This window comes from Halohasta litorea (assembly GCF_024494645.1).
Taxonomy (GTDB): Archaea; Halobacteriota; Halobacteria; order Halobacteriales; family Haloferacaceae; genus Halohasta; species Halohasta litorea.
This window is the reverse complement of sequence record NZ_JANHDJ010000018.1, coordinates 1-18350: the sequence shown is the minus strand read 5'-3', so window position 1 is coordinate 18350 and position 18350 is coordinate 1. Positions and strand designations below refer to the sequence as shown.

At 53.7% G+C, this 18350-nt stretch carries 19 protein-coding genes and 3 pseudogenes; 16 read left to right on the top strand and 6 right to left on the bottom strand.

The window, feature by feature from the left end; all coding sequences use genetic code 11:
* Positions 1 to 128: 128 nt before the first annotated feature.
* A pseudogene (locus tag NO877_RS19275) lies at positions 129 to 467 on the bottom strand (VOC family protein); the annotation flags it as partial.
* A gap of 278 nt (positions 468 to 745) precedes the next feature.
* On the opposite strand from NO877_RS19275, the gene NO877_RS19270 reads away from it, so the two are divergent.
* The 7 genes and pseudogenes from NO877_RS19270 to NO877_RS19240 all read left to right on the top strand — a co-directional run bounded on the left by NO877_RS19270 (position 746) and on the right by NO877_RS19240 (position 6095).
* Positions 746 to 1171, top strand: a complete 426-nt coding sequence (locus NO877_RS19270; protein ID WP_256397921.1) for an SWIM zinc finger family protein — start codon at positions 746 to 748, stop codon at positions 1169 to 1171.
* Positions 1172 to 1238: 67 nt separating this feature from the next.
* Positions 1239 to 2160 (top strand): annotated as a pseudogene (locus NO877_RS19265) (transcription initiation factor IIB).
* A gap of 226 nt (positions 2161 to 2386) precedes the next feature.
* Entirely contained in the window at positions 2387 to 2662 is a 276-nt protein-coding gene (locus NO877_RS19260; protein ID WP_256397920.1) for a hypothetical protein, read from the top strand.
* A complete protein-coding gene (locus NO877_RS19255; protein WP_256397919.1) occupies positions 2659 to 3087 on the top strand; it encodes a type II toxin-antitoxin system VapC family toxin in 429 nt (142 codons plus the stop codon). The genes NO877_RS19260 and NO877_RS19255 overlap by 4 nt, the downstream gene beginning before the upstream one ends.
* 288 nt (positions 3088 to 3375) lie before the next feature.
* Entirely contained in the window at positions 3376 to 4656 is a 1281-nt protein-coding gene (locus NO877_RS19250; RefSeq protein WP_256397918.1) for an RNA-guided endonuclease InsQ/TnpB family protein, read from the top strand.
* 55 nt (positions 4657 to 4711) lie between these two features.
* A complete protein-coding gene (locus NO877_RS19245) occupies positions 4712 to 5425 on the top strand; it encodes a hypothetical protein (protein WP_321169437.1) in 714 nt (237 codons plus the stop codon).
* A gap of 403 nt (positions 5426 to 5828) precedes the next feature.
* Positions 5829 to 6095, top strand: coding sequence for a DUF7389 domain-containing protein (locus NO877_RS19240; RefSeq protein ID WP_256397917.1), 267 nt, complete (start codon positions 5829 to 5831; stop codon positions 6093 to 6095).
* Between the two features lie 41 nt (positions 6096 to 6136).
* On the opposite strand, the gene NO877_RS19235 is transcribed toward NO877_RS19240, so the two are convergent.
* A complete protein-coding gene (locus tag NO877_RS19235; RefSeq protein WP_256397916.1) occupies positions 6137 to 6436 on the bottom strand; it encodes a DUF7562 family protein in 300 nt (99 codons plus the stop codon).
* Positions 6433 to 8079, bottom strand: coding sequence for an NADH-quinone oxidoreductase subunit D (locus NO877_RS19230; protein WP_256397915.1), 1647 nt, complete (start codon positions 8077 to 8079; stop codon positions 6433 to 6435). Before NO877_RS19230 ends, NO877_RS19235 begins: the two co-directional genes overlap by 4 nt.
* Before the next feature lie 114 nt (positions 8080 to 8193).
* Here NO877_RS19230 and NO877_RS19225 point away from each other — a divergent pair, with 114 nt between their 5' ends.
* The 6 genes and pseudogenes from NO877_RS19225 to NO877_RS19205 all read left to right on the top strand — a co-directional run bounded on the left by NO877_RS19225 (position 8194) and on the right by NO877_RS19205 (position 12462).
* Positions 8194 to 8850 carry a helix-turn-helix domain-containing protein gene (locus tag NO877_RS19225; protein ID WP_256397914.1) on the top strand — a complete coding sequence of 219 codons (657 nt, stop codon included), beginning with the start codon at positions 8194 to 8196 and terminating at the stop codon, positions 8848 to 8850.
* 190 nt (positions 8851 to 9040) lie between these two features.
* On the top strand, positions 9041 to 9934 hold the full coding sequence (locus NO877_RS19220; RefSeq protein WP_256397913.1) for an alpha/beta fold hydrolase: 894 nt from the start codon (positions 9041 to 9043) through the stop codon (positions 9932 to 9934).
* Between the two features lie 202 nt (positions 9935 to 10136).
* Positions 10137 to 10307, top strand: a pseudogene (locus NO877_RS20000) (DUF7389 domain-containing protein); the annotation flags it as partial.
* A gap of 52 nt (positions 10308 to 10359) precedes the next feature.
* A complete protein-coding gene (locus NO877_RS19215) occupies positions 10360 to 10566 on the top strand; it encodes a DUF8129 domain-containing protein (protein ID WP_256397912.1) in 207 nt (68 codons plus the stop codon).
* Between the two features lie 121 nt (positions 10567 to 10687).
* Entirely contained in the window at positions 10688 to 12079 is a 1392-nt protein-coding gene (locus NO877_RS19210) for an ATP-binding protein (RefSeq protein WP_256397911.1), read from the top strand.
* 161 nt (positions 12080 to 12240) lie between these two features.
* Entirely contained in the window at positions 12241 to 12462 is a 222-nt protein-coding gene (locus tag NO877_RS19205) for a DUF8129 domain-containing protein (protein WP_256397910.1), read from the top strand.
* A 224-nt stretch (positions 12463 to 12686) separates the two neighbouring features.
* Here NO877_RS19205 and NO877_RS20055 read toward each other — a convergent pair whose 3' ends face one another.
* The gene (locus tag NO877_RS20055) at positions 12687 to 13169 is read right to left on the bottom strand and encodes a PIN domain-containing protein (RefSeq protein WP_465262065.1); all 483 of its coding nucleotides are present in this window, start codon (positions 13167 to 13169) and stop codon (positions 12687 to 12689) included.
* Positions 13170 to 13227: 58 nt separating this feature from the next.
* The gene (locus NO877_RS19200; RefSeq protein ID WP_256397909.1) at positions 13228 to 13656 is read right to left on the bottom strand and encodes a DUF7437 domain-containing protein; all 429 of its coding nucleotides are present in this window, start codon (positions 13654 to 13656) and stop codon (positions 13228 to 13230) included.
* 419 nt (positions 13657 to 14075) lie between these two features.
* Between NO877_RS19200 and NO877_RS19195 the strand changes: the two genes are divergently transcribed.
* The 3 genes from NO877_RS19195 (at position 14076) to NO877_RS19185 (ending at position 17721) form a co-directional block, all read left to right on the top strand.
* On the top strand, positions 14076 to 14999 hold the full coding sequence (locus NO877_RS19195; protein WP_256397908.1) for an ArdC-like ssDNA-binding domain-containing protein: 924 nt from the start codon (positions 14076 to 14078) through the stop codon (positions 14997 to 14999).
* A gap of 92 nt (positions 15000 to 15091) precedes the next feature.
* Positions 15092 to 16198 carry an NADH:flavin oxidoreductase gene (locus NO877_RS19190; RefSeq protein ID WP_256397907.1) on the top strand — a complete coding sequence of 369 codons (1107 nt, stop codon included), beginning with the start codon at positions 15092 to 15094 and terminating at the stop codon, positions 16196 to 16198.
* A 701-nt stretch (positions 16199 to 16899) separates the two neighbouring features.
* Positions 16900 to 17721: an IS5 family transposase gene (locus tag NO877_RS19185; RefSeq protein ID WP_256397906.1), complete on the top strand. Its 822-nt coding sequence runs from the start codon at positions 16900 to 16902 to the stop codon at positions 17719 to 17721.
* 3 nt (positions 17722 to 17724) lie between these two features.
* Here the strand turns inward: NO877_RS19185 and NO877_RS19180 are convergent, their stop codons facing one another.
* Positions 17725 to 18180 (bottom strand): sensor histidine kinase, encoded by a 456-nt coding sequence (locus NO877_RS19180; protein WP_256397905.1) that lies wholly within the window; start codon positions 18178 to 18180, stop codon positions 17725 to 17727.
* Positions 18181 to 18350 lie beyond the last annotated feature (170 nt).

The following is an 18350-nucleotide window of genomic DNA, read 5'->3' as shown; positions in this document are numbered from 1 at the left end:
CTTTGAGCAACCGGCACAACTTCCCCGATGAAGCGGGAGATTTGCGTCATAGACAACCGCAGTTTCCCGCTTCAACTCCTTCGATTTAGTGACTCGTCCCGACGCCATCTAGTGATTCAACAGAGCCCGTCAAACCGTTTGAATGGTCCCGTAACGTCGACATCGTGTTCGGCAAGTCTGTTTCGCCAATACGAGACTGAGTCTGGTGGGATGACGAGTGCAGCCGTACTGATCTGTGGCTTTCCGGGTCGACCATCCTCTTCGGCGGGGTATGGAAAGAACGTCAAGACAGCACCGGGTGAGCCGGTTTCATCACCGTAGAAGAGGTGCCGAGTGAACTTATCATTATAGTTTACAGTTTGTTTGACTAAGCGGAGGCCGAGGACATCTTTGTAAAAGTCGACGTTTTCCTGGGCATTACGGACAATCCCAGTAATATGGTGAATTCCGGGTGTGTCTGTGAGCATATATGACTACATATGTGGGGTCCGGAGGTGAGTCTTTTCGTCTTAACCTACAAATTGTGCTTTGAGAGCGCTTTGTTGGTTAACACTGGATGGTCATGAGTAGGAACGTTTCCAAACGAGATGCAAAAAGCTCGTGAAAAGAGGTGTGTCCGTACGGGTTTCTACTTGCAATTGGGATGTGGTCGACCTCAATCACTGAACACGAACAACACTCCAGCCAGAGAATTTTTTGGTGCCCCAAGGAGTGCGGACACTCCTGATGAGTGTCTCATCCTACAATGACTCAATCACTCCTTGAGAGACTCAGTCCAACGAACCGTGTTCTGAAACGAGCCCAGTACGAAGCCTTCGCGTTTTCGCTGTACGACGGCGATGTCCTCGTTCGAAATGAGAGCCATCTCCGCCCTGCCGATCACGAATACCGTGTCACTATCGTCGACGGGATACCAACGACCTGTGAATGCCCTGCTGACAAGCGATTTGACGGCCCGTGCAAGCACCGCACGGCACTCGCAATCCGACCAACAATCCTGGATGTCGCCACGCAGATGCAGCTGGTCGCAGATGGTGGGGTGACTACCGAGAAGATATCAACCGAACCAAGAGACAATACCGATATCCAGGAGTGTGATTGCCAGTACCTCAACGACAATTTTCTGTGCTGGGAGTGTGTGAAGACCGGTCGACGTGAACTCCCCGAGTAGACCGCCCCGCGTGTTTTTCAGCCCCTGAGGGGTGCGGGGTGTGCAGAAAGCACGTCGCGTGTTTAGGATGGCTACGAGAGAAATCTACGGACAAACCTTCGATGAGGATGTATCGAGTGATCAATCTGCCACCTGTGTTGAATGCGGTGGTCAGATACGCACAAACAGCATTGAAACCGTCTGCGAGGACTGTGGACTCATTATCGATGATCAGCGGATCGACCACGGCCCAGAGTGGCGAAGCTCCACTGATAACGCAGACTCACAAAGTCGAGTGGGACCACCACGGACGGTGGCTCGTCACGATAACGGCTTGTCGACCGAGATTGGCCGATGGAAACGGCAACCAACTCGCTGGATCGAAGCACAGTCGACTCTCCAGGATGCGACGTGAGCATAGCCGTGGTCGATTCGATTCGAAAGCAGAGCGGAACCTTGCACACGGGCTCGGTGAGGTCCGTCGAATCGCGAGTGCCCTCGGACTTTCTAAGTCGATCCGTAACCAAGCCTGTCAGCACTTCCGAAGTGCTCAAAACGAGGATCTCCTTCGCGGCCGTTCAATCGAAGCGATAGCCGCAGGGAGTGTGTATGCTACGTGTCGATGCAACGGGCTCGGACGAACAATCGAAGAGATCGCAGCGTTGGCCCGAGTGAAGCAGCAGCGCGTCATGAATGCGTACAAAGTATTGAACTAGGAACTTGGACTGCCCACCCAACCCATTCGGCCCGGTGGGTTCGTTCCACGGCTTGCATCCGAAATTGGCGTTTCGGATCAGGTTCGACATCGAGCCCAACGGCTGGCCCAACACTCGGAGAGAGTCGACAAGACTGTGGGTGTTCGCCCCTCTGGGTTCGCCGCAGCGTGTCTCTACAAGGCAGGTCAGGAATGTGGCCAGCTGCTCACACAACGGGAAGTTGCCGATGCTGCAAATGTCGTACCGAGGACTGTACGCTCACATCAAAATACGATTGAAGACTTGCTTCTCTGAACGGGTTTCTGTGAGGGCAGAATATTTCATTTTGCAGTATCTCCGCCAACAATGAATGGGGTTCTGGCCCGGCTCAAGCGCCTGCTGCTGTATGTGATGGGCCCTTGCCGAAGGTAGTGAAACAGCCGTATATGTTTTGGAGCTGGTGAGGGAGTGAAATATTGGGGTGAGTGTATCAGCAGTAGCCGTAGAAAGGTTTACGCGGTAGTATCTTCTACCATGTAGTATGGCGACATCGGTGAAGATGGACGACGATACTAAGTCCCGTCTCGAACGGTTACAAGCCGAGATTCGATTAGAGACGGGGTCACGAGTGACCCAACAGGAGATCCTCGCCCGGCTCGTAGAGCGTGCAATCGAATCGAAAGCCGACCTCATTGACTCGTTCCGTGAGGAACGGGTTCCGCTTGCTGAGGCCGACCGTGAGAGGTTTCACGATGAGATGGTCTCGTCAGGCGTCACGACCACCGAAGACGATATCGACGACATCCTGTACGGATGAGTGTCTTCGTCGATACCGGCGTGTTCTTCGCACACCATGACACGGATGCGGCGCGGCACGACCACGCCGTCGATGCGTTCGATGCGTTGCTCGATGGGGAGTACGGACAGCCGTACACGAACGACTACGTCTTCGACGAGACGGTGACGTTAACACGTGCTCGGACAGGATCTTTTGAGGCCGCCAACACCGTCGCCAGTCGAATCCTCGGTGAAGAGCCATTTCCTCGCGTCTTCGAGCTACTTCACGTCCAACCGGACGACGTTCACGCGTCCCTAGAAGAGTTTCGCCGATACGACGACCACGACCTCAGTTTCACCGACGCGTCGATCGTCGCCCTGTGTGAGTCACATGGGATCGATGCGGTGTTGAGTTTCGACACAGATTTCGATGGACTCATCGACCGCATCGAACCGGGATACTAAGTGGGGTCTCGGTTGGGATGGTGTATCCAGCGGTGGTAAGGGAGGTCAGAGAACGGAACAACGCTTCCTCGGAGTCGACTCCCCTGCAGAGTGTGTTGATTCTCTGGGCACTCTGGTATACCCGACTACTGAATAGCACTGACTGATTTACGGAGAATCAAGGAGAAAGCCTCGCGCTTTAGCGCGGGGATGAATCCGACGAACCACGATACAATCCACTCCCAATAGCAGGCTGGATATTCCAAGTCATTCCGAACTATTAAGTCAGTTTAGCTACATAGGTTACGTATGGTGAATCGGGTCGTTACTCGCACCTACACGGCTTCCATACGGAACCAGTCGCAGGTGTCTGACGATCTTGATTTGCTCGGGTTCGCCGCTTCAAAACTCTGGAACGTCGGACGGTGGACTGTCGACCGTATATGGTCCGAAATCGGCTATATTTCCAGTCACAACGAACTCACCGCCTACCTCAAAAATCACGAACGCTACGATGACCTACACTCGCAGTCAAGTCAGCGCGTTCTACAGGAACTCGCTGAGGCGTTCGGTGGTTGGTATGGAAAACGACGCAACGGAGACATGAGAGCGAACCCACCCGGCTACCGCAAACGTGGTGACAACCACCCACGAAGCACTATCACGTTCAAAGCCGCTGGCTTCAAATTTGATACCAAACACGACCAAGTTCGACTCTCCAAAGGATCGAATCTGAAAGAATACTGGTCGGACTTCATTCTCTGTGAATACCAGACACGTCCGGACGTTGATCTCTCGGAGGTTGAGAGTGCCCAACAGGTTCGGGCTGTCTGGACGGGATACGAGTGGGAGCTACATTTCGTCTGTAAAGTCGAAGTGGAAACGTCCGACTCACCCGGTGACAAGACAGTGGGGATCGACCTCGGTATCAACAACTTTGCTGCGCTCGCCTACGAGGGCGGCCATGCTGAGTTGTACCCACTTAACTGCTTGAAGCAGGACGACTACTATTTCAGCAAAGAGATCGCTCGCTGCGATGATTCTTTGTCGGAGCAGGCTACCCGGTTGAACCATAAGAAGTCAGCTCGCCGGACTCACTACTTCCATACACTGTCGAAACACATCGTCGAACGGTGTGTTGAGAAAGGGATCGGAACGATAGCAGTAGGCGACCTTTCGGGTATTCGTGAAGACGACCAAACCAAGGAATCAAAAGATTGGGGTAAGCACGGCAACCTCGATCTGCATTCGTGGGCGTTCGACCGCTTCACCGACCTGCTCGAATACAAAGCAGAGATGGAAGGTATAGAAGTCAAAGAGGTCTCAGAGCGTGATACCTCGAAAACGTGTTCGTGTTGCGGGCAGACACGGGACGCAAACCGGGTCGAACGTGGGTTGTACGTCTGCGACGGGTGTGGGATGGTAGCCAACGCGGATGTGAATGGTGCGGAGAACATACGACAAAAAGTAACTCCGAGTCTCACCTGCGACGGGGGAGATAGGAGTACCGGCTGGTTGGCACAGCCATCGACGTTCCTGTTTGACACAGAAACTGGTGCGTTCGCACCTCAAGAACAGGTCACGTCATAAACCATAATATCCCAACGTTCGGGAATCCTCGCGCTTCAGCGCGGGGAGGATGTCAATGGCTACTCTCTATACAACCTCCGTAACTCTGAGTCTCAAGTATATACGCGAAGACGGACCAACCATTGTCAGACGACCTATGAAGGACCATCAATCTGATTTTGAGGAACTCCGACCACTTGGCGAAGCAACGTGGATTCCGGATGCTGAACTGGCAGAGGGTGTCGACAATGAGTTCGAGGATCCTACTGCTGAAACACTCAGTGATTACCCAGACGAGATCGATCCAACTGAGAGTGAATGTGCTTCCTGTGAAACCTCTATCCCCGCTACGCAAACGAAGTGCAAATTTTGTCTCACCTACCATCTTGAGGGATCTGACGACGAGCAGAACCGCTCGAATAGTGAGTCGACACTCCTCCACGTCGTCCATTTCCTCGTCGAGGCCTCAACGTTCTATGCTGCGGTGGCAAAGGGATCTGCAGCAGCAACGCTGCTTTCGAAGCGCGACAAAGACCCCGCAGTCGACGAGTGCCTGATGATCTACGATCTCGAAGGGGAACCTGCACAACAGCTGACCGACCGGTGGCCCTCGTTTCCCGAGGCCGTGCGAGTCGCCTCTGTAGAGGGTAGGAAGTTGCTCGCTACTGCTCGTGAGCGGACTATGTGGACAGACGTATCGGAGTCGCCCCGTGAGGAGCGACATGGGACGTTTCTGTACGATGTGGTGGATATGCGATCACCGAGACAAATCAGCTCACGAGCCAGCTAGAGAACACAAACGAGCTCTGGTTGGTCCCTGCAATTGCGCTGCAGGACTCTGTCGACGATGTCCACACAGAGAGCCACCAACCGAGTGTGCCAACGAAACACCGTATGGAATGCTGGGAATGTGATCGGGTGACTGAACACCGCTTCGTCGAGTTCGAGTCACTCCCGTTTAAAGACTGGAGTGGACAACCGATCTGGGAGTGTCGAGTATGTGGAACACCTCGATACGGACAACAGCCGGAATAGAACAGTCGACTGGTCAATGTTAACCAACAGTAACGGTCCATTCTCAATATTGTTGGTTAAGATGTTGGAGAAACCTCTGAGCGACTTACCGAGTCGCCTGCCAGTTTTATTTCCCTCAGAAGGGTGCGAGGCCGATTAAAGGGCCTCGTTGAAACCATATGTCCAACTCGAAACACCCAGCAACTGATGTCGCGGAATCGTCGACAACCCAATCCCAGCCAGACCACACAGAGTTCGTCGAGCGGAGCGACGTCGGTGTCTCCCTCACTGTGCAACTCACCCGTGGGACGGGGACACGGGATCAAGACAAGATAACGGCGAAGGTGAAAGCGAAAACCTTGGAGGAGGCTCGAACCGACATGGAGACTCTCCGAGCATATATTGATGACCTTGCTGAGTCGACACCTCAGATCCAACCAGCATAGGCAAGCAGTCCTTGTGATGGGTGTTCATCTGGTTCGATTCCTCATTGGAGATTATTGTTATCGATCATCAGGTCGCAGAATCGTCTGAGGAACGTCTTACGGTCGGTTCGGCCACCCCCGGCCGTTACGAGTACCTGCTCGAGTCCGTCGCGGTTCTGGTGACAGCACTCACGATGGCAGGGCTTACAGAGGTACTCGAAGGATTTGCCCTCGCGGTTCCAGCGGTCTCCGTGTTTGTCGTATTCACGGGCGTCTTCACGATCGAATGTTTCGCCGCAGGCAATGCAGGTCACCTGCTGTTTGGAATTATCCCTCCATAGCGTCGAGGCGGTCTTCATCATCGGTCCACCTCCCCCATGATAGCATCCAGGCTCCCTAACGTCGCGACAAGGTCGGGAACAAACTCCCCTTCGGCTATCGCCGGAAGCGCAGACAGGTTCGAGAATGACGGCCCACGGATTTTGAACCGTGCGGGAGTCTCGGTGCCGTCGGCACGGATATAAATCCCGAGTTCACCCTTAGCGCCCTCAACGGCCCTGTAACACTCGCCGGACGGCTTTAGCGTCCGTGGGACATTGGCCTGACAGATACGCTCGTCTTCGGGCCAGCTCTCCAAGAGATCGACGCATTGCTCTACGATAGCTGCTGACTCCTCGATCTCTCGCAACCGGACGAGTACGCGGGCGAAATTGTCACAGCTGTCCTCGGTGACGACATCCCACTCCAGGTGGTCGTAATAGCCATAGGGATCGTCCCGCCGGAGATCGTAGTCAATGCCTGACCCACGAGCGACCGGTCCCGTACAGCCGTACTGCTTTGCGACCTTCGGCGGCAGCTCGCCGGTGTCGACACAGCGGGCCTGAAAGAGTTCGTTACTGGTCAGCAGGTTGTGATACTCGGTGAGCTTCCGTGGAAGATCGTTGGTGAAGGCACGCACGTCCTCAAAAAACGCTTCGCGGGGTTCGGGGATGTCCCAGACGACGCCGCCAATGCGGAAATAGTTGAACATCATGCGCTGGCCGGTCAGGTCCTCAAGGATGTCTTGGACGATCTCCCGGTCACGGAAGCCGTACATGAACGTAGCAGTGAACTCCCCACTGACATCTAGCGCGTACGTGACAGTGGCCAGCAGGTGCGAGAGGATACGCGACAGTTCGGCGCTCATCGTCCGAATGACCTGGGCATACTCGGGGACGTCGATATCGGTCAAGTCCTCGATAACGCGAGCGTAGGCCCACTCGTTGAGCAGACCCGCCCCGCCCCAGTCCCACCGGTCGGGGTAGGGCATAATCTGGTGGCGGTAGGTCGCCTGCTGACACATCTGTTCCTCACAGCGGTGGATGTACCCGATATCAGGCTCAACGTCGACGACTTGTTCCCCATCGAGGATTGTTTTGAGGTGTAGTACACCGTGAGTCGATGGATGGTGTGGCCCGATGTTGAGGAACATCGTATCGGCCTCGGCCTCACGGTGGTCCTCTTCTAGTGGGTTGGCGTGCTCGCAGAGCCTCACGATCTGTGGCTGGGTCTGGTCGTAATCCAAAGAGAGCGGATGACCCTGCCAAGTTTCGGGCAGGAGAATCCGCCGAAGATCCGGGTGGCCCTTATACTTGATGCCGACGAGGTCGTAGGCCTCTCGTTCGTGCCACTCAGCCGTCCGGTAGATTGATGCTGCCGACTCGCTGACGGGGTCGTTTTTGTTTGTTGGAACGACGACCGATAGTTCGCACGTTCGGTCATCATAGCTGGTGAGGTGATAAATCGTCTCGAAGTGATCGTCGTACTCCTGAGCGGTCACACACGAGCAGTGGTCGAATCCTACCTCCGAGCGAAGCGTCGAGAGGGCCCTACGGACCTTGTCAGCCCGGATTACGATTGCTGGGATGTTTGTGTGTGCTTCAATATCAAGGATGGTGTCATCAGGGAGAGCTGTGATCGCCGTCTCGACGAACCGGTCGTCGGTCGAGTGATGATACTGTTTCATCGGTCACGCGACTTAATTTCGGACGTACTCTAGTAGGCCCGCTGCCTCACCAGTGATGTGATATAAATAGCGACTATCCGTGATGATTTAATCAAACGAACCCTTTGTTACTGTATGCGGTATCTCACGGTGTTGGTCAAACCAAACGAGGATGGTACATTCCATCCACTTGGCGAGGAGCTGTCAGCTGACCCTTCTATCAAGCGCAGAGCCATTCATTATGTCGAACTTCTCGCTGATGAGACCGTGCTGCTGTTTGCTGAGGCAAGTGGCAGTCAGGAACGGTACAAGCAGATCATGGAAGATTCGCCTCATGTGATTAGTTATCTCACTGCCGGAGAGGACCGTTGGATGGCTGTGAGTCAATTTGATGCAACAGAAGCGGTTCGCCAGGCACTAGAACTACAACGAAAATCAATCTTAGCTATTGATACACCGATCCGTTTCACATCGGAGGATCATCTCAAAGTAACGTACCTCGGATCCGACGAGATATTCAAACAGTTGTATGAAACTCTTCAAGGAGTTGATTATGCAGAATTTGAGATACATGAAACTGGAGATTATGATTCTATCGGGCCATCATACAGCAATATAATCACATCTCGACAAGAAGAAATGCTCGAAGCGGCCGTTGACCTAGGGTATTACAGTGAACCCCGTCAGGGATCACTCGAAGATATTGCCGAGGTCGTCGGCATCGCTCCTGGAACGGTCGGGGAACACCTTCGAAAAGTCGAAGAGCGTGTGTTTAGCGAGATGGTTCACTGAAGTTTGATGTCGGCGTGACCTCCCAAAGACCGTACATTAATACTCCAACCAGAGGGGTCTTCGATTTTGTGAGCAACTCAGATTCATCCCGAAGTGCTCCAGCCGACGCGATTCAGAGTAACTTGGTATTTAAAAATAACCTCATGAGTGTGGCAACTATCAAATCCAGCTGTGGATCAAATCGTTGCTTATGTCCACCACAGAGATACCCACAAGCACTGATGCATCGTTACTAACCAATTGCGATGTAGAATCTACCTATCGAGAGATCAATGGTGTGCAGTTACACGTCGTAGCCGCTGGCGATCCTGAGGGACCATTGGTTGTCCTACTACACGGACATCCCGATTTTTGGTACGGCTGGCGCGACCAGATCCCTTCGCTCGTCGACGCTGGCTTCCGTTTGGTCGTCCCGGACCAGCGGGGCTGCAATCTGAGCGACGCCCCCGACAGAATCGATGCCTACCGACAATCGGAACTCTGCGCTGACGTCCGTGAGTTGATCCACAGCGAGGGCCGGGAGTCGGCCCACATTATCGGACACGACTTCGGCGCGTTCGTCGCGTGGAACCTCGCCCTTCGGCAGCCATCCATGGTCGACCGACTCGGGATCTTCAACGTCCCACATCCGACGGTGTATCGAGATACCGTGCGGTCTAATTTCCGACAGATTGCTCGGAGCTGGTACGTCTGGTTTTATCAGGTACCGAAGCTCCCTGAATGGCTGCTAAGTCGAAACGATATGGGCAATATGGTAGCAACTCTCGAAATCTCTTCGAATCCCGGAACATTCGACAACGAAACGATTACCCGCTACAAGGCAGCTTGGCGACACACCGGCATCGAACCGAGAATAAACTGGTATCGTGGATTTCGTCGGTCGGAAAGTCCCTCATGCGATACAGTCACACAGTCGACACTGATCTGTTGGGGCAAAGATGATATCGGACTTGTCCCCTCGATGGCCAAAAAGAGTGCCAAGTATTGTGACAACGGACAGTTGCGGATGTTTCCTAGCGCTTCACATTGGGTACATCATGAGCGTGAGGAAGTAACTGAGGCCCTACTCCGTCATCTTTCGTAAAAATGGACGCGGATTAACTGTTTTTAGACTCTAAGTCCCTACCCTCAAGTAGCGAACGGCGTCAGCCGTGAATGAGTTGGTGGATAGTTCACGCTAGCATAGATCACATTGGGTGATTATGGATCTGGTGGTCAGCTTCATTGCCTCTGTGGTAATTTGAGGCGCCGAAATCCCTCGCAGAAATTGTAGTCTCACTCGAAATACCCTGCAACTCACCCGCGGGACGGGAACACGGGATCAAGACAAGATTACGGCAAAGGTGAAAGCGAAGACCCTAGAGGATGCTCGAACAGATATGGAGGCTCTTCGAGAATATATCGACGACCTTGCTGAGTCGACACGGCAGATCCAACCAGCAGAGGTACCCAAGTAGCGAGTCGACCAGATTTTTCCATCGCCTCACCTGAGGGTGGAGGCGAATTCAATTGAGCAACTCAGTAGATCAATCCACAGAATCGAGTGGCCTCAGCCCACAACAGCGTCTCGAATCGTCGAATACTCGGCTCGTCGACGCTGGCATTGCGACGATCAAGGATATGGAGACGCTGCGGGCGTGTGTCGCCTACGAGAATAAAAATAAACGCCGAGTTCAGATTTTCCACCGGCTTAAGCGACGAGCAGACGAGATCTGAGTCAAAGTAGAATAATCAAAGAGTCCACATTTTCACACATGTTTTGATGGGGTCGGACTCGCGCCGAAGACCCTATTCTCGCAACCTATAAGTCATTATCGTACTAATGATTACTTAGAGTATGACCTTCCACAATCGGATTGAGGAACTCGACGCCCTCAATAGTTCCTTCGAGTCCTCAGGCCACGATTTCGTTGTCGTCTACGGGAGACGGCGTGTCGGAAAGACCGAGTTGCTCAAAGAATTCTGTACTGACCGACCACACATATACTTTTTAGCCGCGCAAGAAGCCGAGCACCGACAACGCGAGAAATTCATCGACCAGATTGCAGACCACTTCGACGAGCGTGTGCCGCGGATTGATGGGTGGGATGAGGCATTCGACTATCTCGGCGAGAAACTCGAAACAAAGGAGCTGGTGGTCGTCATCGATGAGTTCCCGTATCTGATTGCTGAGAACGACTCGCTCCCGTCATACCTTCAGGGATTCGTCGACGAGCAACTCCAAGACACTGAGTCGATGGTGGTTCTGTGTGGATCGAGCGTAAGTACGATGGAGTCAGAGGTTCTCGGTCACGAGAGTCCGTTGTATGGTCGACGAACCGCACAGTTCGACGTCAAGCCGTTCTCGTTTACACAGGCCAGAGAAGTCATCGGCTACGATCCAGCCGACTCGATTCGATCTTACGCAATTACTGGCGGGACGCCGATGTATCTCACACTCTTCGATTACGACCATTCACTCGCCGAAAACGTGAAATCACAGATTCTGTCACCGACAGCAGTGTTATACAACGAACCCGAGTTCCTTCTTCGGACAGAACTCCGGAATCCAGCTCGATATATGAGTATTCTTGAAGCAGTCGCACTGGGTCATACGACCCCAAACGAGATCTCAGGCGCGACAGGAATTGATGTGGGTCCGCTGTCGAAATATCTCCAGACTCTTCGGCGTCTTCGGCTCGTCGACCGCGAAGTTCCTGTGACTGCCTCGGGCAAGAAATCGAAGCGATCACGGTATCACGTCGCCGATGAGTTCCTCCGATTTTGGTACCGGTACGTCGAGCCGAACCGATCCAGCATTGAGGAAGCTCCCGATATCGTATACGATGGGACGATTGAACCAGATCTCCCGACTCATGTTGCGAGCACGTTCGAGGATGTGTGTCAGGAAGTCATCTGGGAGGGAATTCGAAACGGTGAGTTCGAGTCGTACTCGGAAGTCGGTCGGTGGTGGTACGGCGAAGACGAGATAGATATCGTCGGTCTCGCACCGACCAATGACCGAATTTTATTCGCCGAATGTAAATGGACCTCAGAACCAGTCGGAGAGGCACTGGTAGATAGTTTACGAGAAAAGGCTCCAAAGGTTCGGTGGGGACCTGAGGGTCGCACAGAGGAGTTCATGCTTTTCTCGAAAAGTGGGTTTGTCGACGGCCTCGAAGAGCGTCTGGAAGACAATTGGTCTCTACTCACGCTCACCGATATCGATGATCACTTGTCGACCGATTGATTCCCACGTTTTTGGCTACGTTCAAACTGCCAATGGAGGCTCTTGGAGTATACATTCACGATCTTGCAGCGTCGACACGCCAGATCCAGCCCGCAGAGATAACCCATTAACGAGTCGACCAGATTTTTTATCGCCTCACCAGGGTGTGGAGGCGATTTAATTTGAGTAACTCAGCAGATCAACCCACAGAACCGAGTGGTCTCACCCCACAGCAGCGTCTCGAATCGTCGAATACTCGGCTCGTCGACGCTGGAATTGCGACGATCAAGGATATGGAGACGCTGCGCGCGTGTGTCGCCTACGAAAATGCGAACCAACGTAGAGTTCTGATTCTCCATCGTCTCAAGCGACGAGCTGACGAGATCCGGACCGAAGTCGAATAGAAGAGCACTCACAGATTCCTTCTGGGCACACGTGCTGTTAACCAACAAACAGTGGAAACTACGAATATTGTTGGTTAAGACTGCTACTGATGGCGGTTTTTCTCCCCAAGAGGGCTGCGGGGAACGAGTTCTCGCGATGATGCACTATGGCATTTTCAGCACAGTCGATCAATTATCGGACCAACACATATCGGAACAGCCGAATAGGGGGTTTTAAAATGAAATCAACTCCGCTGTGACTCCATGTATCCTATCGCTGTCCAAATATCGATAATCCGAATTCGACCTTCGTAGTACGTGTTCTCAATCACGCCAGAGATCGCTTTTTCCGCGTTCCGGTCATCCATCAAAATTCCAACTGACTCATGTGGTGTCGACCCAAGCAACATCACAGCAACTGCGGGCAGTTCTGAATCCGTCTTTCGTAACACATCTGGATCGGTTTGTTCGAATGTTGCCAGTCGTTCATGGACCTGATCCATGACTTCTCCAGCACGAGGTCCATCGTGAACTCGTACACCCAGTTGTACGTCGTCGACAGTCGTTATCCACTCTGTCGTCCCTGCTCGGTCGACCCAGTCGATGCTGATGTATCCGCGCTGTTCGGTCAGTTCCTCGACGACACCACGACTCAGATAGAGCTGACGGTCCTCGGCCTGGACGTACTCGATAAACGTCTGGTACGGGTCGCTATTTGATCCACCAATCGTTCAAAGGAAACTCGTATCACAGATGAGTGCAGTCGGAAACGGCGATGGGTGTTCCTCACTCATCGGCACGCTGGTATGGGCCCTGTTCGAGTGCCCGATCGTGAACATCAACGTCGAAGGAAACCTCGGTTAGTATCGGATCGTGGTTTTTGACTACGGTGATGATGCGTTCAATCGCCTGAGTGACTGCGATCGCCTCGATAGCAGGGATATCGAGATCATCTGCAACACCACGACGGGTAGTTTCGCCTTTCAGATACTCGATTGTCGACATAACCACGGGAGCGAGGGCCGCCTTGCCGTGTCGATCGACAAAGAGTTCCAGATCGTCGTCGACACTCGTTGCTCCATAGACGGCGATAAGGACGGGACCGAGTTCGATGGTTGTTTGACCCGTCCAGTTACCGCTTACCGGTTCAGCACGCCACAGTGACGATCCGTTTTCGTACGTGTCTATTTCCGTTGCGATGCCTAGCTCTGCCAATGTATTGGCATATTTGTAGGCAGTGCTCTTTGAGAGTCCTTGGCGATCACGAGCGGCAACAACTGTCGTTGGCGAGTTGATCAGCAGATCAGTGTAAAACCGTGCGAGTTCGGGAGTTCTCAATAGCTCTTGGATAACAAAGAACTGGTGTGCTGTCTGTCCAACATCTGGTGGCTGTGTGGAGGGTGGAGCTTTCGACATAGTTCATAGTACGCGGACTATAGACTAAAAGGTTCGAACAGGGGTTACAAAAATCCGTGTGTTAAATTCTCGCGGCTCAAAAGCTGATTCGTTCGGTAGTCGACTCAGTGCTCGCAGCACCCATACCAGATTTTCCCACCAGCCTAACCGCGATATTTTTTCGCGCCCCAAGGGGTGCGGCGCGTTCTGGAGAAGCAGAACTCGTCGTAGTGAAAATCATGGCTACCAGTGAGACGTCGGTTTCCTTCGAGGAGAGCGACACCCGACACGATGAGATGCACAGTACGATTGAACACTGGATCGGCGAGCTCGTCGACCACGTCGATGATGCACAGGAGAGCGATGAGTTCCAAGAGTGGCTTAATGTCCAGAGTCGCTTCCATGACTACTCGCATCGAAATACCCTGCTCATCAAACTCCAGTGTCCCGAGGCAACGAGGGTTGCAGGCTATCACACTTGGCGAAACAACTTCGACCGGCACGTCCAGAAGGGCGAGCAGGCGATCTGGATCTGGGCTCCAATCATCGCCAAGCGCTGTCCCAAGTGCAAGAATGCACCCAGCTACCACGATCAGATCGACTGTGAATACGACGAGACGCCTCCAGGAGAGTGGTCGAAAGGGCTTGTCGGGTTCAGACCTACAACTGTCTTCGATGTCTCTCAGACCGAAGGTGAGCCGCTTCCCGAGCTGGAAACTGCAGCTACTGGGAACGCTGGCGATCTCGTGGTGAAGCTCACAGAGGTGGCTGAAGACCTCGGTGTGACCGTTCGTATTGTTGAGGCCGAGAAGTGGGGGTATGGAGAGACGATGGGCGTCTGCAAGTACCGATGCATCCATTCGTTTCACCCTGTTGTTGAAGCAAAGGCCCGAGCAAATCAGGCCGATCTCGCCGTGACGTTGATCCACGAGTACGCTCATGCACTGTTGCATTTCGATGTCGACAGTGAACCCGAACGAGCGAAACGTGAGATCGAAGCCGAGGCCGTCGCCTACATTGTCGGTCGGTTTTTCAAATTGGACACGAGTGGCTCTGCGTTCTACTTGGCGGCGTGGGAGAACGAGGACTCAGAGGTGATCCAGGATCGTCTCGGTAGAATTAGCTCAACGGCTCGGGAGATTATTGAGGCCCTCGAAGACTAAACCACAGACAGAAAAATATAATTCAATTGGGTGGTTCGATCAAGCACGCAACCGCCGACCCCTTATGTGTCTAACCGCCATACGGAACTACGATGACTGACGACCTACTCTTCGACGAATTTGAACTAAATAGCCACACTCTTGACAACCGCATTGGCCTCGCGCCGATGACGCGTACGAGCGCGACCGACGAGGGTCATGCGACCGACCAGATGGCCCGCTACTACGCCTCCTTCGCTCGCGGCGGATTCTCATTCCTCGTCACCGAGGGCGTCCACCCGGACGCAACCCACAGCCAAGGCTACCCCAACCAACCCGGCCTTGCTACTGACGAACAGGCAGTGGCCTGGGAACGCGTGGTCGACGCCGTCCACGAGGAGGGTAGCCCCATCTTCGCACAACTCATGCATGCTGGGGCGCAAGCACAGGGCAATCGCTATGGCTATGATTCGGTCGCTCCCTCAACCTACCGCCCACCGGGTGAGATGTCCGAGCTATACGGCGGGTCCGGCGAGTTCCCAGAGGCCGACGCGCTTGATGCTGATGGCCTCGTAGACGTGAAAGAGGGATTCGTTGCATCCGCCGAACGCGCAGTTGACGCCGGCTTTGATGGCATCGAGGTCCATGCAGCCAACGGCTACCTTCTCCATGAGTTCGTCGACCCGCTGGTCAACGACCGTGATGACAAGTACGGTGGCTCCCCGGCGAACCGGGCTCGATTCCCCGCTGAGGTAACCGCAGCTATCGATGAGGCGACGCCTGATGAGTTTGTCGTCGGTGTGCGCACATCTCAGGCAGCAGTCACCGACGAGGAACGGGTTTGGCCCGACGGCGAGGAGACTGCCGCCGCACTGTTCGAGGCGCTCTCAGATGCCGGTGCCGACTACGTCCACGTCACTGGCGGCGACGCGACCGCCCCAGAAGTGCCAGACACCGACCGCACGCTCGCCGAACTGGCGATCGAGTATGTCGACGACGATGTCGCCGTGATCGCCAACGGAAGCCTTGGAGATCCGGAGAATGCACGGGAGGCAATGGCGGACAGCTCCGACCTGATCACACTTGGGACCGGGGCGCTTGCTAACCACGACTGGCCCAATCGGGTTCGGGCAGGCGAACCGCTCGATGATCTGGACCCGAGTATCGTCTTCCAGCCCGACGCCTCACTTAGCGACGCTGAGGTCCCCGGGGACGATTGACGACGCCGAAACGATAACCGACCAGTACCGGCCTAGTTCCCAGAAGTGTCAACACCGCCGCTCCAGTTAACACCGCCAACGGTAACTATTCTATTTGAGTTGCTGCAGGTAGCTTAATCCGACAGCACATCATCGCTTTCCCGTCGAAAACACTATCGAGAAAACGTCTATCATGTGAATGTGAGAGTCGGCATTCGCAGTGCTCAATATCGGAGGATGGAAATGATGTGTGCCTTCTATCTACTTGTGTATATACAGAATTAAAATATAATCAGCGAATTGATTTTAGTCAGGTTCTTAATTGTCTGTTTCGACACAGTTCAGATCCGCTTGCAACTCTTGTGCCCAAGCAATGATACAGCCGTTGTTGGTATGAATAACCCGCTTTTTCGCCATGGAGGTGTTTTTGTCGATCTCTTCAGTTGAAATATACGACGACAGCATATCGCTGGCAGAAGACTCACGGACTTGTCGGAATCAGTCGGATTCTTGTTTCACTGGCGGGCCTCGGCGTGGAAGTCGTTGTACTGCTTGCCCATTAGTCACGTCCGATCTGCTCTTCGTCAAGTCCCGCTTAACGGCATAATAGTTCATACCGCCGACTACCTCTTCTTTCCCCATCATCTGGCCGTCGATGATTACTTTAGGTGGCTCTGTTGAAATCCTCAGAGAGTTACAGGTTCGAGCAGTAGTGTGACCAAATGCATACTCTCGAAAAGTCGCAGTTGCTTCGGTTCGTTGAGCAGGCGTATCACTTGGCTCGGCGCGCTGTTGCCCGCTACTCTTCGAAGTTCTCGAAACAGCGGTACACACTTCACCAGCACATTGTCTTGCTCTGTCTCAAGGTACGGAAGAATACGACGTACCGAACCCTACTTGACGAACTTATCGAGATGCCTCGGATTCGGAAAGCCATCGAACTGGAGGAACTTCCTTCCCCCTCGACGTTGTGTAAGGCGTTCAATCGACTCGGTATGGCGGTTTGGCGCGTCCTGCTCAACATCTCGATCACACTCCTCCCGACCAACGGCATCGTCGGGATCGACGCCTCGGGGTTCGACCGGAGTCACGCCTCGAAACACTACACGAAGCGAACGAAGTTGACGATTCAGCAGTTGAAAGTCACGCTCCTCGTAGACACGAGGTCGAACGCAATTATCGACTTACACGTGACGACGACACGAAAACACGACTCGCAGATCGCGCCCTCGCTCATCAAGCGGAATACTGGTGAAGTAGTGATTCTCCTCGGCGACAAGGGATACGACGACCAGAAAATCCGTGCGTTAGCCGGTAAGACTGGTGTTCGTCCACTTATCAAGCACCGCGAGTTTTTGTCGCTTCATAAGGCGTGGAACGCTCGGCTGGATGCTGACCTCTACGGTCAGCGCAGTCAGAACGAGACAGTAAACTCCCGCCTCAAACGCAAGTACGGGGCATTCGTCCGCTCACGCCACTGGTGGAAACAGTTCCGTGAACTCGCTATTGGCTGTCTCACCCATAACATCGACAAGACACTTTGAACGTTAGATACAGAGGTTCGATTCATCAGTCGAGGTGGTCTCACCCCCGGTAATGTCGAACCGTGCCCCACCGGCCTTACTCTCCGTCAGCCCGACATCCCACCCGTGTGCCTCGGCAATTTGGTTCACAATAGAGAGTCCGAAACCCGTCCCATCTTCACTAGTCGAATAGCCGGCAGTAAACACGCTATCACGTTTGTCCTCGGGGATGCCGGAACCGTCATCTTCGACGTAAAATCCATCGTCCATTGTACCAACGGTAACCGTTACTTCATCACCACCGTGTTCAATCGCGTTCCGGAATAGATTTTCTAAGAGCTGACCAAGTCGATCATCGTCTGCCTCAATTGTGGCCGCCGAGAGATCGTCATCTGCGGAGTGTAACTCAGCGTGTGATGCGTTATCAGCGACGATGTTCCACGCGGTGTCTATCGTATCTTGAAGTATGACCGCATCCACTGAGCCGATTTCTCGTCCTTCACGGGCGAGCCAGAGGACATCCTCAGTCGATCACATCGAGAACCTCACGACCTCCTCCAGTAGGTGCTGAATCTGTGTCTGCGGTGGCTGGCTAGCCTTCAACAAGACGGTGACCGTGAGTTCTACTGCTAACCAGTCGCTGTCGGCGG